Here is a 19,685-nt window from a genome sequence, read left to right on the forward strand (position 1 = left end):
TGAACTGGCAAAAAATCTTCTTTGCAACGCTGTTTTTCATTATGGCCGTCGGCGGCACCGGCGGGCTGATGCTGGTCGGCTATACCCTTATTCTCCACTCACGCTAAGCCAGCGCTGCAGATGCTCAAACAGGCGATCGCTGACAATCGCCAGCAGCGCCACCAGCAGCGCGCCCTGAATCACATAGGCGGTGTTAAAGCCGCTCAGCCCGATGATGACGGGCGAACCGAGACTCTCCGCGCCGACGGTTGAGGCGATGGCTGCCGTGCCGATATTGACGATAACCGAGGTGCGCACCCCAGCCAGGATCACCGGCGCAGCCAGCGCCAGCTCTACCTGCCACAAACGCTGCCATGGGCTCATGCCGACGCCGTCGGCGATCTCCCGACTGCTGGCGGGCACGCTATCGAGTCCGGCCAGCGTGCCCTGTAAAATCGGCAGCAGGCCGTATAGCAGCAGCGCGACTACCGCAGGCCAGGCACCGAAGCCCATCACCGGTACGGCGATCGCCAGCACCGCGACCGGCGGAACGGTCTGTCCGGCCGCCACGATGGTTTCGACCAGCGGCCGAAAGCGCCGCCCTGCGCGCCGCGTCACCAGCACTCCGCTGCCGACGCCAACCAGCAGCGCCAGCGCGCTGGCGGTCACCACCAGAAACAGATGCGCCAGCGCCAGCCGGAGAAAGCTCTCCTGCTGGTAGAGTGGCCGCGCCTGCTCCGGAAACCACCAGGCGAAAAGCGGCCCGCTGTAGGGCAGACCAAGCAGCAGCGCCACAAACAGGATGACCAGCCACAGCAGCGGATCCTTTAGCCAGCGCATTATTGCCCCTCGCGCAGGGTCAGCAGATCGCTGAAGTAGAGCACGCCCAGCGGCTGCTGGCGCTCATCCACCACCGGCAGCTTGTCGGCGCGCCGGGCGATAAACTGCGACAGCGCTTCGCGCAGCGACTGCGCGGCTGCCAGCGGCTCGCCCTCCAGCCACTCGCCGCGCCGCGCCGCATTGCCGACCTGCCCGAGCGAGAGCAGACGCACGCCCAGCTCGCTTCTGCCGAAGAAGTCCTGCACAAAATCGTTTTTTGGCTGCGTCAGCAGCACGGCGGGCTTGCCCTGCTGCACAATCTCCCCCTGATCCATCAGCACGATGTTATCCGCCAGCGTCAGCGCCTCGTCGATGTCGTGCGTCACCAGCACGATAGTGCGGCCCGACAAGCGGTGAATACGCAGCATCTCCTGCTGCAGCGCGCCGCGCGTGACCGGATCGAGCGCGCCGAAAGGTTCATCCATCAGCAGCACTTCCGGGTCCGCCGCCAGCGCCCGCGCCACGCCGACGCGCTGCTGCTGGCCGCCGGAAAGCTGATGCGGCAGACGCCGCGCCAGATGCGTATCCAGGCTGAGCAGCGCCAGCAGCTCCTCGACCCGCGCGCGGATGCGGGCTTTCGGCCAGCCGAGCAGCGCAGGCACGGTGGCGATATTTTTTTCCACCGTCCAGTGGGGAAACAGACCGATAGACTGGATGGCGTAGCCCATGCGCCGACGCAAGTCGCGCGCGTCAAGCCGTCGGATCGACTCGCCTGCGAACAGGATTTCGCCCTCGTCGAACTCCACCAGGCGGTTGATCATCTTCAGCGTGGTCGATTTGCCGGAGCCCGAGGTGCCGAGCAGCACGCTAAACTCGCCCTCGCCGATCTGCAGCGATAGATCCTTCACCGCCGCTTTGCCGGCGAAGTGCTTACTGACGCCGTTAAAGTGAATCATGGGTTCTCTCCAGCAGGGAAATCAGCAGGCGGAACAGCGCGTCAATCACGACCGCCAGCGCAATCACCGGGATCACCCCCAGCAGCACCAGGTCGAGCGCGCTGCTGAGCAGTCCCTGAAAAATAATGGCGCCGAAGCCGCCTGCGCCGATCAGCGCAGCGATCACCGCCATGCCCAGCGTCTGCACCACCACCACGCGCAGCCCGGCGAGCCAGACCGGCAGCGCCAGCGGCACGTCGACGGCAAAAAAGCGCTGCAGCTGGCCCATGCCCATACCGCGCGCGCTTTCGCGCACGTCGCGCGGCACCTGCTGCAGCCCGGCCACCACGCTGCGCACCAGCGGCAGCAGCGCATAGAGCGTCAGCGCGATCAGCGCCGGCGCCATGCCGATGCCGCTGACGCCCCAGCTTTTCAGCCAGGGAAAGGCGCTCGCCAGCCCGGCCAGCGGCGCGATCAGCAGGCCGAACAGCGCCACCGACGGCACGGTTTGAATAACGTTCAGCACGCTGAAAACGCCGCTCTGCCACGCCGGACGCCGGTGCAGCAGGATGCCGAGCGGCAGGCCGATGAGCAGCGCAGGCAGCAGCGTGCCGCTGAGCAGCGCCAGATGGCGCGCCAGCGCCGCGTCAAACACTGCGTGGCGGTTGGCGTACTCTTTCAGCAGCGACAGCGTGTTCAGCTCGCCGCTGAAGAGCATCAGCAGCGGCAGCAGCCAGATCTGCAGATTGAGCAGCAGGCGCCAGAGGCTATTGCGCGTCAGCGTGCGCGCCAGCTCCGCACCCAGCAGCAGCGTGACGCCGCACGCCAGCCACAGGCCGCCGCCAAAGCTGGTGCGCGCCAGCGCACTGCCCTGCGCCGCCAGCCGCGCCGCCTCATGCCCGCTCAGCCAGACCATGCCGGTCAGCAGCGCGTCGCAGGCGATCAGCATCAGCGCCAGTGCCGTGCGCGTCGGGCGCGCCCACAGCAGCAGCCAGAGCGCCGCCAGCGGCAGCGCCAGCCAGCCTGCGTCGCTGACCTGGCCGAGCATCAGCGGCTCGCCGGAAACCAGCCGGTTCGGCGCATAGCTGAGAAAGGGCAGCCAGTAGAGCGCCAGGCTTAGCAGCAACAGCAGCAGCAGCGCAACCGGCTGGCGGCGCGCGGCCAGCATCGCATCCCGCGATAGCGCCATGGTTTACAGCAGCTTCTGCTGCTGCAGCCATTCGCTCGCCACGCTGCTGGCGTCCTGGCCTTCGACCGCGATCTTCGCGTTGAGCTGCTGCAGGGTTTTCTCATCCAGTTTGCTGAAGACCGGCTTCAGCCAGCTTTCGATGTCGGGATAGGCTTTCAGCACCGCGGCGCGGATGACCGGCGTCGGCGCATAAATTGGCTGTACGCCTCGAGGGTCGCTCAGGGTTTGCAGACCCAGCGCCGCCACCGGGCCGTCGGTGCCGTAGGCCATCGCCGCATTGACGCCGGAGGTTTGCTGCGCCGCCGCCTTAATGGTTACCGCCGTGTCGCCGCCCGCCAGCGAGAGCAGCTGGCTCTGTTTTAGCTTAAAGCCATAGGCTTTTTCAAAGGCTGGCAGAGCGTCGCCGCGCTCGATAAATTCCGCCGAGGCCGCCAGCTTGAAGGTGCCGCCTTTTTTCAGGTAGCTGCTGAGATCGTCAAGCGAGCTGAGCTTGTTCTGCTGGGCGACATCCTGACGCACCGCGATGGTCCAGGTGTTATTCGCTGGCGCAGGCGTCAGCCACACCAGCTGATTTTTGTCGGCGTCGAGCTTTTTCACCTTCTCATAGCCCTGACGCGCATTTTTCCAGGCGGCGTCTTTTTCGTCGTTAAAAAAGAACGCGCCGTTGCCGGTATATTCGGGATAGATGTCCAGTTCACCGGCGGTAATGGCGCCGCGCACCACCTGGGTGTTGCCGAGCTGGATTTTATTCACCGTTTTCACGCCGTGCTTTTCCAGCACCTGCAGGATGACATTGCCCAGCAGCGAACCTTCCGTATCGATTTTCGAACCTACGCGCACGGGATCGGCGGCCTGCGCCGCGCCTGTTGCCAGCAGCAGCGCGGCTGCCGTCAATGCCAGAAAACCAGACCTTGCCATGAGGTGTTCCTTTAATTCGGTTATTTGTGAGGTGCTTATAGAGAATAGTCGTTTCGTCCTGCATCGCGAAACACATTGCCTGAAGCGTGAAGTGTCGCGCCTCAACTTTTTCATACTGTTATCGGCCTGGTTATAACTGAAAAGAATTTACGTCCAGACGTCTGGACGGTAAGCTGTCCATTCACTCACAATAATTACAGACAACATTATGACCGACATGACTTCATCTTCCGCCCACGTGGCGTTAACAGGGAACCGGCCCGAACGGGAAACGGAGTGGATCCGCAGCGCGGCTGACGTCTCGCGCCTGATCAACAGCGGCGACGGCGCGCGCAATAACGCGCGTATCGTGGTGGCGATCGCGCTGGGCGGGGTGTTTCTCGATGCTTACGATCTTGGCGCGCTGGCGTTCGGCATCAAGGATGTGGCGCGGGAGTTTAACCTTTCCCCAACCGGCACCGGCATGGTCGCCTCGGCGATTACCTTTGGTGCCATTGTCGGCGCGCTGATCGGCGGCTACCTCACCGATAAGATCGGCCGCTATCGCGTTTTTATGGCGGATATGTTCTTTTTCGTGGTGGCAGCGCTCGCCTGCGCCTTTGCGCCTAATGAGTATGTGCTGGGCGGTGCGCGCTTTGTGATGGGGCTGGGTGTCGGTATCGATCTACCGGTGGCGATGGCGTTTCTCGCCGAGTTTTCCCGCCTGCGCGGCAAGGGCAACAAGGCGGCCAGCGTGTCGATGTGGTGTCCTACCTGGTATGCGGCAATCAGCATCTCCTATCTGCTGGTGCTGCTGCTCTACGCGGTGCTGCCGGAGAGCCACACCGGCTGGCTGTGGCGCCTGATCCTCGGCTTCGGCGCGGTGCCGGCGCTGATTATTATCGCTATCCGCAGCCGCTATATGAGCGAGTCGCCGGTCTGGGCGGCCAGTCAGGGCGATCTGAAAGGCGCGGCCGCCATTTTGCGCAGCGGCTGGAATATCAACGCTCAGGTGGCGGAGGAGGCGTCAGCGGCGCCTGTCCAGCCTGCGCGCCGCGCCAGCTGGCGCAACTACGGCGCGCTGCTGCGCGGCGTCTACCTGCGCCGCACGCTGCTGGCGACCATTATCTCCGTCGCCTCTTCCTTCGCCTATAACGCGGTGGCCTTTGGCCTGCCGGTGATCATCACCAGCTTTTTCGCGCAGTCGATGCTGACCACGATTCTGGTGTCGCTGGCGCTCAACTTGCTGTTCGCCTTTGTTGGCGGTGTGCTGGCGGTACGCCTGGTGCCGCGTCTGGGCGCGTGGAAGATGTCGGTGGCAGGCTACGCCTGCCAGTGCGTGGCGCTGCTGGGACTGGCGCTGATTGGGCGTCCCGAAGGCGGTCAGGAGGCGGGCATCGCCATCGCGATGCTGGCGCTGTTCTTATTTGGTCAGGGTTTTGGCCCCGGTTCGCATACCATGACCTTTGCGTCACTCAGCTACCCCACTTCGCTGCGCGGCGTCGGCGTCGGTTTTAACCAGACGCTGATGCGCGGCAGCTCAACCGTTTCGCTGTTTCTGTTTCCGGTGCTGGTCGCCGCGCTGGGCACCGGCGTTTTCTGGGTGATTTTCCTGGCGCCGCTGGCCGGTCTGCTGGCGCTGCTGGCGATCCGCTGGGAGCCGTCGGGCTACGATGTGGACGCGGAAGATTTTGCCGGACGTTAAAAAACTCGGTCGGGCTGAGTGCTAACGCGGAAGAGAGGGGCCGATCGCAAAGACGCAAAAGCGGCATCCCTGCCAGCTCGTCCCGCCTCTTCCTGAGGCGGGACGCTTTGCTCTTCGGCCTCTCTCTTCCGCTTGCAGGCAAAGTGCCAGCTGTAAGAAGTTCTACAGACGGTGCGTCTTTATGCCGGCATACTCAACGCATTTAAATAGGCGGGGATGCGTGGAAAGGTGTAGAGAAACCAGGGCGTAAACTGCTGCGGCTCCTCAAGCATCGCGCGCTGGATGTCGCTCACCGAGAGATAGCGCCAGTCGTCCGCTTCCTGGGGGTCGGGCGTCGGTGGCTCATCGCTGACGGCGAAATAGACATGGCCATACTCATGCTCGATCAGGCCGTTGCTGAGCGGCAGATTGTAGCTCAGCTCAAAGACCGGCGTCAGCGACAGCGCCAGCCCCATCTCCTCGTACAGGCGGCGCTCCGCTGCCTGCTGCGTTGGCTCCGCCGGACAGGGGTGCCCGCAGGTGGTGTTGCTCCACAGCCCGCCGCAGTGGTATTTGCCGCTGGCGCGGCGCTGCAGCAGCAGTTCGCCAGACGAATTAAATACGTAGACCGTGACCGCGCGATGCAGCAGTCCCTTCTCATGCACTTCCAGCTTTTCCATTTTACCGGTGGGACGATCGAGATAGTCGACGAGAATAACTTCGATAGCAGACATGAGGATTCCTTAAGATAACTCTGACTATTCTGGCACATCCCTGCCGTTTCATGCCGCGTGAATTTGTGCGGTTTGCCGCAAAAAAACGGGCTCGCCTGCGCGAGCCCGTGGATGACGCTTACAGGCGGAAGCTCTGCACCACCTGCTCCAGCTGCACGCTCTGCTCTTCCATCGCCTGGGCGGCGGCGGAAACCTGCTCCACCAGCGCGGCGTTCTGCTGCGTGGTACCGTCGAGCTGAGTGATCGCCACGTTCACCTGCTCAATGCCCATGCTCTGCTCGCGGCTGGCGGACATGATTTCGCTCATCAACGTGGTGACGCTGCTGACGCCCTGCATCAGTTCATCCATGGTCTCACCCGCCTGCTCCACCAGCTGGCTGCCGGCATCGATGTTGGCCACCGACTCCTCAATCAGCTTTTTGATTTCGCGCGCCGAGTTGGCCGAACGCTGTGCCAGATTGCGCACCTCAGAGGCGACCACCGCGAAGCCGCGGCCCTGCTCGCCTGCCCGCGCGGCCTCTACCGCGGCGTTGAGCGCCAGGATGTTGGTCTGGAAGGCGATGCTGTCGATAACGCTGATGATATCGACCACTTTACGTGACGAGTGATGGATCTCGCCCATGGTGCTTACCACCTGACGCACCACTTCCGTACCGCGCGCCGCCACCTGCGACGCATTGCCCGCCAGCTGGTTGGCGTGGGTGGCGTTATCGGCATTCTGGCGCACCGTGCCGGTCAGTTGCTCCATAGAGGCAGCGGTTTCGACGATTGAGCTGGCCTGATCTTCGGTGCGTGACGAGAGGTTGGCGTTGCCGCTGGCGATCTCGCGCGATGCGGCGGTGATCGCCAGCGCGCTGTCGCCGACCTGACGCATCAGCCCCTGCAGATAGCCGATAAAGTTGTTGAAGCTCTGCGCCACGGCGTTGAACTCCGGGCTGTTGCTGGTCGGCAAACGCTGGGTCAGATCGGCCCCGCCCTGCGCCAGCGCGTCGATATTGCTGTGCAGCGCGTTAAGACGCTTCATCATTGAACGAATAAAGCCCAGCAGCACCAGCAGCAGCACGATTGCCAGCGGGATCTGCACCAGGCCAAGGCGCGTCAGCATGTCGTGCGTCTGCGCGGTGAGCAGGCTGGTCGGCACGTCGCTGGCCAGATACCACGGGCTGCCCGGAATCGCCTGCAGGAACAGCGTGTGTTCGCCATCCTCTCCGTCAAAGGTCGTCTCGGTAGGCTGCGTGCCCGCGCTGCTCAGCAGACCTTTTAGCGGCGCCGCCATCGGCAGCTGCAGATCGGTCAGGTTTTCCAGCTTCGGCGTACCATCCACCAGCGCGGCATTGCCCACGACTTTGCCGTCGGCCTCGACGATCAGCACGCGTCCCTGAATAGCGTCGCCCATCTCTTTCGCCAGATGGTTGAAAAAGCCGAGGGTGACGTCGATGGTGGCAACGCCCCAGACGGTGCCGTCGCGATAGATCGCCATGGCGCAGTTGGTGCGCGGCTGCGGACTGGCGGCATCCTGGTAGGCTTTCGCCCAGGCGCACTGCCCTTTCGGCGCGGCCATGCCGTCTTTGTACCAGGGTTGCTCCCAGTATTTGTCGGCGGCGTCAGAGTTCCAGTAGGTGTTGACCTGTAGCTGGTTGCTGGCATTGCGCGCAAAGAAGCTGCTGTCTTTCTCTTTCGCCGGATCGCGGCGGTTAGGCAGCGGCCAGATGCCGCCGCCAAAGACGTTGCTGTCCTGATACTGGTTTACCAGCGCCGGCAGCATCTGGTCGATGGCGGAACTCTCCATAACGCTCGCGGCTTCGGTAATAGCGCGCTGCTGCGCCTGCACGCGGTTCATCTGTTCCACGATACCGGTCGCCAGCGCGTCAACCTGATAGCGCACCAGTTGGCTCTGGTTAGCGGTCAGCTGCGGCGCGATAAATTGTTTAATCACCACCACGGTGATCAGCATCAAAACGAGAAAAAAGAGTACAAGAACCGCAGTAAAGCGGGATTGTGTTGTTTTTAGCATCTGCTTTCCCCTGGCAGAAACGGCGCGATTGCCTGATCAGGGTTAACGGCGCGGCAAAAGCTAACTTGAGATGCGCGAGATCACAAATTTAACAACTCGTTGAGAAAGGTGATTATTTAGTCGCTAACGACCAGGTAGCGCGCCGGGCAAACAGCGCGCCGCCGTCAGATTTCGCTCTCCACTACCTGCTGGCGCGGACGGAAGATATGGTTATTGCCCGCCGCCATCAGCAGCTCCGCCAGCTGCTGACCGCCCAGCTCATCCGCCTGCGCAAACTGGCGCTCCGCCTCGGTGATCGGCGTTGCCCACAGCAGGTTAGGCCGATCGCCGTCGCGCTTCGGCAGGTTAAACTGGGCGCTGTCGTCCGCCAGCGCGTTGGCCAGCAGGAAGCTTTCAAAGCCGACCGGCGCCACCTCCGACGCCAGCGTATGGCCTTCGCCCAGCCAGGTGAGGCGCGCCCAAGGGAGATGGGCGAACTCCGCCAGCGCGCTCGCCATCTGCACCGCGTTGCCTTCAGTCATCACTTCGCCATCCACCGCCATCGCCAGCTCGACGCGGCGATACTGCGGCGCCAGTTCGTCAAACAGATAGTCCACCTGCGGCATCGGGCGAATGCTCATGCCGAGGGTGAGGAAATACCACACGCCCTGATGCCAGTGCTGGGAGATCGCCATCGGCGGCCAGCTGCCCTGATCGATGGCGTAATACTTCATCGACTCGCCAAACTGCGCCTGATAGCGCTGCAGCAGCGCCTGCTGCACCCGATCCCACTCATTGCCGTCGTGCCAGTCGCGCCAGAACTGACGCTGATGCTCCGCGCGCGCGTAGTAGTCGTTGGTGGAGGCGGAGCCGAGCGGCGCGGTCAGCCGGTTTTTTTTGATGCAGCCAGCAGAGAAGCTGACCTGCTTATCCTGGTAGAGGCTCCAGCCGGGGATCACCGCCAGCAGCTGGCCGTAATACCACAGCGCCGCGCCGTCATCGCTCGGCTCCCACAGCACCTGCAGGCCCGCCGGATCGAGCGGCGGCTCCGCTTCCAGCGTGCGGCAATACTCGGCGCTGAGCAGTGGCGCAATGCCCTGCTCCATCGCCGCGCGATCTTCCTGCGCCGGCGCCGGCAACAGGTTGCGCAGCCAGCAGCCGCGCACCGCATACTGGCTGCGGAACAGATCTGTCGGCCAGATGTAGAAATAAGCGGTGCGCTCATCCTGTTCGACAATCGCCGTCAGTGTATGTTGCTGATTGTGGACCTCAGCAATCAGAGGTTGGTAAGTCATAGCGCCTCGACAAAGCTTAGGGATCCATTTCCCCGAGATTAGAGCAGGATCCTTACTGCCGCCACGTGAGACAAGGGTAAAACTCTCAAAGTCGGCGCAGTGCGCCCGCGCAAGGGTAAGCAAAAGTAAAGCGGCGCACGCGGCGCGGCGCGGAAAAGCGCAGCGCCGCTAAAGCGTGGGCGGTCCGGATGGTGAAACGCTATTCGCGTTTCTGAGGCGCAGCCGCGTGCTAAGGTCGAGTGACCTTTTTTATCGGAGATGCATGATGCAGCCCGTTACCGGTTTCACCTGGCATGAGCTGGCGGTTTTCGCGCTTTTTCTCTGGCTTCTCTATCGCCATACCTCGCCTACGCTGGCGGCCACGCTGATGGCGGTCGGCCTGGGGGCGCTTATCGCGCTGCCGGTCGATCTCCTCTCTGACCTGCTGTCGCTGGCTGCCATCGGTGCCGGACTCGGCCTGCTGGCGCACCACCTGCAGCAGCGTCGTGCCGTGCAGCAGCGGCTGAGGCGCACGCCGCGCAGCTATACGCGGCCGCACGACGAATTTCATCATTAATCTTCGTTTATCTTTCCCGCTGCCGCGCTGTTAAGCGGCGGCGCAGCGTCGACAGGCCTGCCTGCAGAAAAGGTTAAGAAAGCGTTAAGGCTGGCGTCCCATGCGCAGCATCGCGCGATGGTATGCGCCGCGCGTAATTGACCAGCGCAGGGTTTTTGCCAGCAGCCGCATCTCGGCGTCGAGCAGCGCGCGCGACAGCGGGCTGAAGCGGTAGCCGGACATCTGCTGCGCCCAGCCGGGCAGCAGCGCCATGCCCGAATTCAGCATGACCTTCATCGCCGGCTTCGCCTGCCAGCCTGGCGCAGGCGCCGCGCGCAGCAGGCGCGTCACCTCGGCGGTGCGCTCGTCATAGCGCAGCTCCCCGCGCATATCCTGCAGGTAACGCCCCACCGCCTCGACGCTTTTCGGCACGCCGGTGGCCCCCAGCGCCTCGGCAATCAGCGCCGCTTCCTGGTAGTAGCGATCCTGCTCCCCCAGGCTGAGCCGCGGATTTTTAAAGCGCAGATGCGCGGCGAGAAAGGCGCTGGTTTCGGCGACGTGCACCCAGGTGAGGAGATGCGGGTCGCTGGCGGCGTAGGGCTGGCCGTAATTGTCGATGCCGCTGACGCGCAGATGAATGTTTTTAATGCGCTCAATCAGCAGGCGGGCATCGTGACGATTGCCGAAGGTGGTTACGGCAATGAACTGGCTGGTGCGCCGCAGGCGGCCCATCATATCCTGGCGAAAGTTGGAGTGATCCCAGACGCCTGCCAGCGCGGAAGGATGCAGCATCTGTAACAGCAAGGCGCTGATGCCGCCGCACAGCATAGCGGGAAAGTCGCCGTGCACGCGCCAGATCACGCTGTCGGGGCCGAAGAGGCCGGGATCGCCGGGCGGCTGCGAAATATCAAACTCATTGAGCGCCAGGCCGTTAACGCGGAAAATCTGGTTCTGGATACGGTTGCGAATGCTGTTCATAAGGTTGCGGTTAACCTAGTGTGCCACCTCTCCCGGCCGCCAGGTCGGGAGAGGCGTGTCGTGCAGCGTCAGAGATAGTCGAACTGCGCGTTCTGGGTGCGTACCGAATCAAGCCCGATCATCACGTTGAACTTGCCTGGCTCTGCCACCTGCTGCATCTGCTGGTTCCAGAACTTCAGCGCGTCCACGTCGATCTTAAAGCTGACCGTCTGCGATTCGCCCGCTTTAAGCATAATCCGCTTAAAGCCGCGCAGCTCTTTTACCGGACGGCTCATTGAGGCGACCGGATCGTTCAGGTACATCTGCACCACCGTCGCACCGTCGCGATCGCCGGTATTGGTCACCGTTACGCTCGCCTCGACCGTGCCGTTGCGCGGCATCGTGGCCGCCGACATTTTCACCGGCGAGACGCTAAAGCGGGTGTAGCTCAGCCCATAGCCAAACGGATAGAGCGGGCCGTTTACCGAATCATAGTAGTGCGAGGTGTACTTGTTCGGCTTAGCGAAGTTATAGGGACGGCCGGTCGGCAGATGGTTGTAGTAGAGCGGGATCTGCCCCACCGAGCGCGGGAAGGTGATCGGCAGCTTGCCGGACGGGTTGTAGTCGCCGAACAGCACGTCGGCGATGGCGTTGCCGCCTTCAGTGCCGCTAAACCAGGTTTCCAGCAGCGCGTCCGCCATGCGATCTTCATTGACCAGCGTCAGCGGTCGGCCGTTCATCAGTACGATTACCAGCGGTTTGCCGGTGGCCTTCAGCGCCGCCAGCAGCTTCTGCTGGCTGGCTGGAATAGAGAGTTCGCTACGGCTGGAGGCCTCATGCGCCATCCCCTGCGCCTCGCCGACCGCCGCGACAATGACGTCCGCCTGTTTCGCCTTCTCCACCGCCTCGTCGATCAGCGCCTGCGGCGAGCGCGCGTCCACCGACACCGCCTGCTCGTAGAGGTTGAGGAAGTCCTGAATGCCCTTGTTGTCGCTGATGTTGGCGCCTTTCGCGTAGAGCAGCGTCGCTTTACCCGCAGTGGCATTACGCATGCCCTGCAGCAGGCTCACCGACTGCTTCGCCACGCCCGCGGCCGACCAGCTGCCCATAATATCGCGCTGGCTATCCGCCAGCGGCCCAATCAGCGCAATGGTGCCAGCGCGCTTCAGCGGCAGGGTCTCCAGCCGGTTTTTCAGCAGAACGATGCTTTTCCGCGCCACGTCGCGCGCTTCGGCGCGGTGCAGGCGGCTTTCGGCGTTGGTATCCTGGGGATCGCTCTCTTTCGGGCCGAGATGGCTATAAGGATCGTTGAACAGCCCCATATCATATTTGACGTTCAGCACGTGGCGCGCCGCGTCGTCAATCTCCGACATGCTCACCGCGCCGCGCTTCACCAGGCCCGGCAGATATTTGCTGTAGTATTCGTCGCTCATGCTCATATCGATGCCCGACTTCAGGGCGACGCGCACCGCATCTTCAGGATCGGTCGCCACGCCGTGCTTGAGCAGCTCTTTGATCGCGCCGTGGTCGCTGATGGTGATGCCTTTGAATTTCCACTGGTCGCGCAGCACCGTTTTCAGCAGCCAGCCATCGGCGGTGGCGGGCACGCCGTTAAGCGAGTTAAGCGCCACCATTACGCCGCCGCTGCCGGCGTCGAGCGAAGCTTTATAGGGCGGCAGATAGTCCTGGAACAGGCGCTGCGAGCTCATGTCCACGGTGTTGTAGTCGCGGCCGCCCTCAATGCCGCCATAGGCGGCGAAGTGTTTGACGCTGGTCATGACCGCATAGCGATCGGCGGGGCTTTTGCCCTGCATCGCCTTCACCATGGTGCTGCCCATCTGCGAAGAGAGCCAGGTGTCTTCGCCGAACCCTTCGGAGATGCGGCCCCAGCGCGGTTCGCGGCTGACGTCCACCATCGGCGCCCAGGTCATGTTCAGCCCGTCGTCGGCGGCTTCATAGGCTGAGACGCGCCCGACCTCGCTGACGGCGTCGAGATTCCAGCTGGCGGCGAGCCCCAGCGGGATAGGGAAAATGGTGCGCTGGCCGTGCACCACGTCATAGGCGAAAAACAGCGGAATTTTCAGGCGGTTGAGCTGCATCACCTGATCCTGCATGGCGCGAATATCCTGACGCGTAACGGTATTGAAAATCGCGCCGACCTGACCTTTCTCTATCATGTCGCGCACTGCCGATTTCGGGGTGTCCGGCCCCACGCTGATCAGCCTGAGCTGGCCGATTTTTTCGTCCAGCGTCATTTTGGTCAGAAGTTGATTAACGAAAGCGTCGCGCGCCTGCGCGTTCATGGGATGCGGTCCCGTCAGCTCGTCGGCCAGCGCGGGTTGCAGAGCGAGTGAGACAGCGAGACTAACAGAGTAAATCCATTTCATCAGGTCGGGTTCTCTTAAGTAACTGCGCAATATCGAATAAACAGGCGGCAGTGTGCCACAAGTTGAGGATAGCAGGTAGCCGCCAGCGTCACACTGCGCCGTGCTTTTCCCTGACGTGCTACAGTAATGGCGCCATGTAATGACAAGGGAATTGCACATGATCCATCCAGCGTCTCATTCCGCTTTACTCTCCGATCTGCGCCGCCACGTTGGCCCCTCCCACCTGCTTACCGATCGGGAGCAGACCGCGCGCTACCGCAAAGGCTTTCGCTCCGGCGAAGGCGAGGCGCTGGCGGTGGTCTTTCCCGGCACCCTGCTGGAGCTGTGGCGCGTGCTGCAAACCCTGGTCAGCGCCGACGCCGTTATCCTGATGCAGGCGGCCAATACCGGTCTGACGGAGGGATCGACGCCCAGCGGCAACGACTACGATCGACCGGTGGTGATTATCAGCACGCGGCGTCTCGATAAGCTGCAGCTGATCGACGACGGCAAACAGGTGCTCGCCTTTCCCGGCAGCACCCTTTACCAGCTGGAGAAAACGCTGAAGCCGCTTAATCGCGAGCCCCATTCGGTGATCGGCTCCTCCTGCATCGGCGCCTCGGTGCTGGGAGGCGTCTGCAATAACTCCGGCGGTTCGCTGATTAAACGCGGCCCGGCCTACAGCGAGATGGCGCTGTTCGCCCAGGTGGACGAGCAGGGCAAGCTCAAGCTGGTGAACCATCTCGGCATCGATCTCGGCGCGTCGCCGGAAGAGATTCTCGGTCGGCTGGACGATGAGCGCTGGCGAGCGGAGGATGTGCAGCACGACGGACGTCACGCCTCCGACCCTGACTATGCCGACCGCGTGCGGCAGGTTGATGCCGATACGCCAGCGCGCTTCAACGCCGATGCGCGCCGACTGTTTGAAGCCTCCGGCTGCGCGGGCAAGCTGGCGGTGTTCGCGGTACGGCTGGACACCTTCCCCTGCGAACCGCAGCAGCAGGTGTTCTATATCGGCACCAACGATCCAGCGGTGCTGAGCGATATTCGCCGCCATATTCTCGCCCACTTCACCCATCTGCCGGTGGCGGCCGAATATATGCATCGCGATATTTACGACATCGCCGAGGTCTACGGCAAAGACACCTTTCTGATGATTGACAAGCTGGGCACCGATAAGATGCCGCTGTTTTTTACCCTGAAGGGCCGCGTCGACGCCTGGCTGGCGAAGCTGAGCTTCGTTAAGCCGCACCTGACCGATCGCCTGCTGCAGCGCGTCAGCGCCCTCTTCCCGGCCCATCTGCCGAAGCGCATGAAGCAGTATCGTGATAAATATGCGCATCACCTGCTGCTGAAGATGTCCGGCGCGGGCGTCGAGGAGGCGCGCGACTATCTGAAAGACTATTTTCGCGAGGGCGGCGGCGCCTTTTTCGAGTGCGAAGGCAAAGAGGGCGCGCACGCCTTTCTGCACCGTTTCGCCGCGGCGGGCGCGGCGGTGCGCTATCACGCGGTGCACGCCGACGAGGTAGAGGATATCCTGGCGCTCGATATCGCGCTGCGCCGCAACGATCGCGACTGGTTTGAAACCCTGCCGCCGGACATCACCCGGTCGCTCAGCCATCGCCTCTATTATGGCCACTTCTTTTGCCACGTTTTCCATCAGGATTACATTGTGAAAAAAGGGGTGGATGCGCATGCGCTGAAGGAGCAGATGCTGGCGCTTTTAGCGGCGCGCGGCGCAGAATATCCGGCGGAGCATAACGTCGGCCATCTCTATCGCGCGAAGCCGCAGCTGGCGGACTTCTACCGTCGGCTCGATCCCACCAATACCTTTAATCCGGGGATTGGCAAAACCAGCAAGCGAAAAGGCTGGGCGGTGAAGCAGCCTTAGCTATTACTTTTCTCGATAAGCCTCATGCCAGAGGCTTATTTAATGCCGTCAGCTGATACGCGACAACTTATTCTGTGCGATAAATTAACGTTCTCTTCCCGCCGTTATCAATGTGTGAAACTGGAAAAAAAAGCCCGAAAAAATACATATATTTAACATGGCTGCCTGTTTTAACCCTTTTTATTTTGTGCCCTCGCTCACAGCAACCCTCCCCATTAATTGATAATTCGCGCCGCGAAAAATATTATCAACACGAATCTAAAGCAGGCTATTTCTTATTTTTATTCCAGGAAGGAATTATTATGGCTGCCTCTTATAAAAACTGCGTCATGCATTTTATTTTTCTCTTTCTTATCTTCAACACGTCTGTTTCAGCCTCGCCCGCTCCGGCAACCGGCTTTATTGAAGCTTCCTCACTTACAGGAACGCTTTATTACTGGCAGCGTCAGCGCGACAGAAAAGATCTGCTAACCGACAGCCCGCATTACGGCAAATACCAACAAAATCTTCATCACGCGACCCTTAACGCCGCGCTGGATTTTCAGTCGGGCTTTGCGGCCGACATCATCGGTGTCGATGTCGGCGTTTTCGGCGCGTTAGAAATGTTTAACGGCGGTCCTGCGGCGCCCAATGAAATAGGTTTTAGCGATGCGCGCACGCGCTGGGATGAAAAATGGAGCGGCGATAAAAACGGCGCCAGCATTTATAAAGCGGCGCTGAAAGGGAAATATAACCACTACTGGCTGCACGCAGGTTATATTCAGCCGACCGGTCAAACCTTGCTGGCCCCTCACTGGAGTTTTCTGCCTGGCACCTATCGCGGCATAGAAGCGGGCGCGAAATATGATTTTGCAGAGGCTGGCGCACTCTCTCTTTCCTATATGTGGAGCGATAAATATAAAGCCCCCTGGTATACGCGCCTGTATAACTTTCGTCAGGCCGACGCTAAAACCGGCGTCAGCTATCTGCACTCCATCGGTGCCAAATATGCCTTTAACGACAGGCTATCGCTGGAGGGCGCATTTGGTCAGGCCGCGCATTATATGGATCAATATTTCAGCAAACTTGCCTGGCACCTTCCGCTGGCGGGCAACGATCTGCGCACCAGCTATCAGTTCTACGGCGCGCGCGATAAAGCTGACGGCGGCGCAAACAGCGTCAACAGCGTCTATGATGGACTGGCCTGGCTGCAGGCGATGACGTTCGGCTACACCCTGGGGCCGGTTGATCTGCGGCTGGAAGGCACCTGGGTCAAGGCGGAAGGCAATCAGGGCTTCTTTTTACAGCGCATGACGCCCGGCTATGCCAGCTCCAATGGACGTCTCGATATCTGGTGGGATGCCCGTTCTGACTGGAACGCCAATGGCGAAAAAGCGCTGTTCGCAGGCGTCATGCTGGATCTTGCGCCCTGGCGCCTTGAAGGCTGGAAAGTTGGCACCTCTTACGCCTGGGGCTGGGACGCCAGGCCATCAGGCAATCCTGCTTTCGACCAACGCCAGCGCCTGCGCGAGTCGGCCTGGAATCTCGACCTGGCCTATGTCATCCAGCAAGGTCGCGCCAGAGACACGCAGTTCAAACTTCACTATACCCGCTACGACAATCACTCCAGCCTTCCCAGCTACAGCGGCGGCTACGGCAATATCTTCCAGGATGAACATGATGTGAAATTTATGGTGATAGCGCCTTTTACTCTGCTCTGAGGCCTGTCGGCCCATAACGTCTAAGGACAGAAGATGAAGAAAACAGCAACACTTAGCGCGATAGCCGTCAGCCTGCTTAGCCTGACGGCCTACGGCAGTACGCCAGACCAGCAGATCGTCGATCAAATCAGCGCATTCGGCGTCAGCTATAAGGTGACGGATAACCAGGCGGCAAGCCACGGCGTCGATTGCGCCGCGCTTGGCGCTGACTGGGCCGCCTGCAACCGCGCCACCATTACGCTGACCAATAACGGCCCTGCGCTAACCAGCAAAAACTGGGCGATCTACATGAGCAACGTCCATCAGACGCTGCGCGTTGATAACGAACAGTTCAAAATGACGCATCTGGTCGGCGACTTAACCCGGCTGGAGCCCACCAGCAAATTTAAAGGTATCGCTGCTGGCGAGTCGATATCGATTCCGATTATCAATGAGTACTGGCAGCTTTTTATCACCGACGTTATGCCGCGCTGGTATGTCACCGCTGGCGATGCTGCGCCCAAAATCATCCACAGCACCGATACCGAGGATCTAACGCGATTCGTCAAGCCGTTTGACGCGCAGTGGAAGCGCACCGCCGACGACCAGAACGTGCTGATGCAGCCTGCCAGCCGCTTTGATAAAAACCGCGACATCACCGCCCTGCCCGTCGCGGCGCTACGCGGGCAGATTACCCCCACGCCGCTCAAATTAGAGGTGCATGAGGCGGATGCCGATCTCAGCCGCGGTATCGCTCTGGAGCTCAACGGCCTTAGCGCGGAGAGCCGCACGGCGCTCAGCCATCGTTTCGCCCGGCTCAATGCCCCGGAAAACCCGACTGGCTATGCGATCAAGGGAGACGTTCGGGCCGACGCGTTTAGCGGCGCGCTGGCTCGCTCCGGCGCATATAAGCTGGAGATCAAAAAGCGTGGCGCGCAGATTATCGCCTTTGATCCTGCCGGACTGTTCTACGGCGCAATGTCGATTCTGTCGCTGCTGCCTGCGCAGGGCGCGCCGCACATCGCCACGCTGACGGCCAGCGACGCGCCGCGCTTTGCCTACCGCGGCGCATTTCTGGACGTGGCGCGCAACTTCCACAGTAAAGCGGCCGTATTACGTTTACTGGATGAGATGGCCGCCTGGAAAATGAACCGCTTCCACTTTCATCTCAGCGATGACGAAGGCTGGCGTATTGAAATTCCTGGCTTGCCAGAACTGACAGAGGTCGGCGGCAAACGCTGCCACGATCTGAGCGAACAGCGCTGCCTGCTGCCGCAGCTTGGTTCCGGTCCGTTCAGCGACAATAACGGCAGCGGCTACTTTAGCCGCGCCGACTACATTGAGATAGTCCGCTACGCCAGCGCCCGCCATATCACCGTCATACCGGAGATCGATATGCCCGCCCATGCGCGGGCGGCCGTAATCTCAATGGAAGCGCGCTATCGACGTTTGATGCAGGCGGGCGATACGGCAGGCGCTCAGGAGTTTCGCCTGCTGGATCCTACAGACAGCTCCAGTACGACCTCCGTGCAGCTGTACGATCGCACCAGCTATCTCAATCCCTGCCTCGAATCGTCCACCCGCTTCGTCGATAAGATCATCAGTGAATTTCAGGCGATGCATCGCGAAGCGGGTCAGCCGCTCTCAACCTGGCACTTTGGCGGCGACGAGGCTAAAAATATCCGCTTTGGCGCAGGCTACAGCGACAGCAGAGCACCGAAGCCCGGCACCGGCATTCAGGACTGGAGCAAACAAGATAAACCCTGGGCTAAATCTGCCGCCTGTCAGGCCCTGGTGAAGGCGGGCACGGTAAAAGATCTTGAACATCTGCCGAGCCACTTCGCGCTGAAAGTAAGTCAGCTGGTCAGCCAGCACGGCATTGCCGGCATGCAGGCCTGGCAGGATGGATTGAAAGACGCAGAAGACGCAAAGGCTTTCGCTACCTCGCGCGTTGCGGTTAATTTCTGGGATACGCTCTACTGGGGCGGATACGATAGCGCAGCCGACTGGGCGCAAAAAGGTTACGATGTCGTAGTCTCCAGCCCCGATTATCTCTACCTCGATTTCCCCAGCGAAGTGAATCCTCTTGAGCGCGGCTACTACTGGGGTACACGCTACAGCGATGAGCGGAAGGTGTTTAGCTTCGCGCCAGACAACCTGCCTCAAAATGCGGAAACCTCCGTAGACCGTGACGGCCAGTTCTTCAGCGCCAAATCCGACAAGCCCTGGCCCGGCGCTTACGGCCTCTCTACTCAGCTGTGGAGCGAAACGGTGCGCACGGATGCCGAAATGGAATATATGCTCTATCCCCGGCTGCTGGCGGCGGCCGAACGCGCCTGGCATCGCGCCGAGTGGGAGCTTGATTACCAGCCCGGCCGCGAATTTATCGGCGGCAAAACGCAGTGGGTCGATCAACATCTTTTGCGAAAAGAGTGGCAGCGCTTCGCCAGCCTGCTGGGGCAGCGCGAACTAGCGAAGCTTGAGCGCGCTGGCATCGCCTGGCACCTGCCGCAGCCGGGCGCCAGAATCGTCGACGGCGTACTGGAAATGAACGTTGCCCTGCCAGGGCTGGCGCTCGAATACAGTACCGATAACGGCGCCAGCTGGCGGCGCTACTCGCCTGACGAGCGCCCCTCCGTCGCCGGTTCGGTAAAGGTCCGCACCCTTAGCCCTGACGGCAAGCGATTTAGCCGGGTGGAAGCGCTCTGAACAGAGGATAAAAAAGGCTTCCT

Annotated in this window: 14 protein-coding genes; 5 read left to right on the forward strand and 9 right to left on the reverse strand. The window is 61.3% G+C overall.

Going from position 1 to position 19,685, the window contains the following annotated elements; genetic code table 11:
- Window positions 1-87: 87 nt before the first annotated feature.
- The 4 genes from Q9R34_RS00295 to osmF are packed head-to-tail and all read right to left on the reverse strand — an operon-like array spanning window position 88 to window position 3,840.
- Window positions 88-819, reverse strand: coding sequence for an ABC transporter permease (locus Q9R34_RS00295; protein ID WP_485891979.1), 732 nt, complete (start codon window positions 817-819; stop codon window positions 88-90).
- On the reverse strand, window positions 819-1,754 hold the full coding sequence (locus tag Q9R34_RS00300; RefSeq protein WP_434126657.1) for an ABC transporter ATP-binding protein: 936 nt from the start codon (window positions 1,752-1,754) through the stop codon (window positions 819-821). Before Q9R34_RS00300 ends, Q9R34_RS00295 begins: the two co-directional genes overlap by 1 nt.
- The gene (locus Q9R34_RS00305) at window positions 1,741-2,922 is read right to left on the reverse strand and encodes an ABC transporter permease (protein WP_485891980.1); all 1,182 of its coding nucleotides are present in this window, start codon (window positions 2,920-2,922) and stop codon (window positions 1,741-1,743) included. Before Q9R34_RS00305 ends, Q9R34_RS00300 begins: the two co-directional genes overlap by 14 nt.
- A gap of 3 nt (window positions 2,923-2,925) precedes the next feature.
- Window positions 2,926-3,840, reverse strand: a complete 915-nt coding sequence (gene osmF / locus Q9R34_RS00310) for a glycine betaine ABC transporter substrate-binding protein OsmF (RefSeq protein WP_434126661.1) — start codon at window positions 3,838-3,840, stop codon at window positions 2,926-2,928.
- A 208-nt stretch (window positions 3,841-4,048) separates the two neighbouring features.
- Between osmF and Q9R34_RS00315 the strand changes: the two genes are divergently transcribed.
- Window positions 4,049-5,524, forward strand: coding sequence for an MFS transporter (locus Q9R34_RS00315; protein WP_485891981.1), 1,476 nt, complete (start codon window positions 4,049-4,051; stop codon window positions 5,522-5,524).
- A gap of 179 nt (window positions 5,525-5,703) precedes the next feature.
- Here Q9R34_RS00315 and idi read toward each other — a convergent pair whose 3' ends face one another.
- The 3 genes from idi to Q9R34_RS00330 form a co-directional block, all read right to left on the reverse strand.
- Complete coding sequence (idi, locus tag Q9R34_RS00320) at window positions 5,704-6,237, reverse strand: isopentenyl-diphosphate Delta-isomerase (RefSeq protein ID WP_434126665.1); 534 nt, start codon at window positions 6,235-6,237, stop codon at window positions 5,704-5,706.
- Between the two features lie 118 nt (window positions 6,238-6,355).
- Window positions 6,356-8,251 carry a methyl-accepting chemotaxis protein gene (locus tag Q9R34_RS00325; RefSeq protein WP_434126667.1) on the reverse strand — a complete coding sequence of 632 codons (1,896 nt, stop codon included), beginning with the start codon at window positions 8,249-8,251 and terminating at the stop codon, window positions 6,356-6,358.
- Window positions 8,252-8,415: 164 nt separating this feature from the next.
- A complete protein-coding gene (locus Q9R34_RS00330; RefSeq protein WP_434126669.1) occupies window positions 8,416-9,525 on the reverse strand; it encodes a suppressor of fused domain protein in 1,110 nt (369 codons plus the stop codon).
- Between the two features lie 262 nt (window positions 9,526-9,787).
- Between Q9R34_RS00330 and Q9R34_RS00335 the strand changes: the two genes are divergently transcribed.
- Complete coding sequence (locus Q9R34_RS00335; RefSeq protein WP_434126672.1) at window positions 9,788-10,081, forward strand: hypothetical protein; 294 nt, start codon at window positions 9,788-9,790, stop codon at window positions 10,079-10,081.
- 84 nt (window positions 10,082-10,165) lie between these two features.
- Here Q9R34_RS00335 and Q9R34_RS00340 read toward each other — a convergent pair whose 3' ends face one another.
- Window positions 10,166-11,038 carry an oxygenase MpaB family protein gene (locus Q9R34_RS00340; RefSeq protein WP_434126674.1) on the reverse strand — a complete coding sequence of 291 codons (873 nt, stop codon included), beginning with the start codon at window positions 11,036-11,038 and terminating at the stop codon, window positions 10,166-10,168.
- 68 nt (window positions 11,039-11,106) lie between these two features.
- Window positions 11,107-13,404: a beta-glucosidase BglX gene (gene bglX, locus Q9R34_RS00345; RefSeq protein WP_485891982.1), complete on the reverse strand. Its 2,298-nt coding sequence runs from the start codon at window positions 13,402-13,404 to the stop codon at window positions 11,107-11,109.
- A gap of 157 nt (window positions 13,405-13,561) precedes the next feature.
- Here bglX and dld point away from each other — a divergent pair, with 157 nt between their 5' ends.
- The 3 genes from dld to Q9R34_RS00360 all read left to right on the forward strand — a co-directional run bounded on the left by dld (window position 13,562) and on the right by Q9R34_RS00360 (window position 19,662).
- Complete coding sequence (gene dld, locus Q9R34_RS00350) at window positions 13,562-15,274, forward strand: D-lactate dehydrogenase (protein WP_485891983.1); 1,713 nt, start codon at window positions 13,562-13,564, stop codon at window positions 15,272-15,274.
- 329 nt (window positions 15,275-15,603) lie between these two features.
- Complete coding sequence (gene chiP, locus Q9R34_RS00355) at window positions 15,604-16,974, forward strand: chitoporin ChiP (protein ID WP_485892212.1); 1,371 nt, start codon at window positions 15,604-15,606, stop codon at window positions 16,972-16,974.
- 33 nt (window positions 16,975-17,007) lie between these two features.
- Window positions 17,008-19,662 carry a beta-N-acetylhexosaminidase gene (locus Q9R34_RS00360; protein WP_485891984.1) on the forward strand — a complete coding sequence of 885 codons (2,655 nt, stop codon included), beginning with the start codon at window positions 17,008-17,010 and terminating at the stop codon, window positions 19,660-19,662.
- Window positions 19,663-19,685 lie beyond the last annotated feature (23 nt).

The sequence above is a fragment of the Enterobacter sp. BRE11 genome, assembly GCF_031844285.1.
Classification (GTDB): Bacteria; Pseudomonadota; Gammaproteobacteria; order Enterobacterales; family Enterobacteriaceae; genus Pantoea.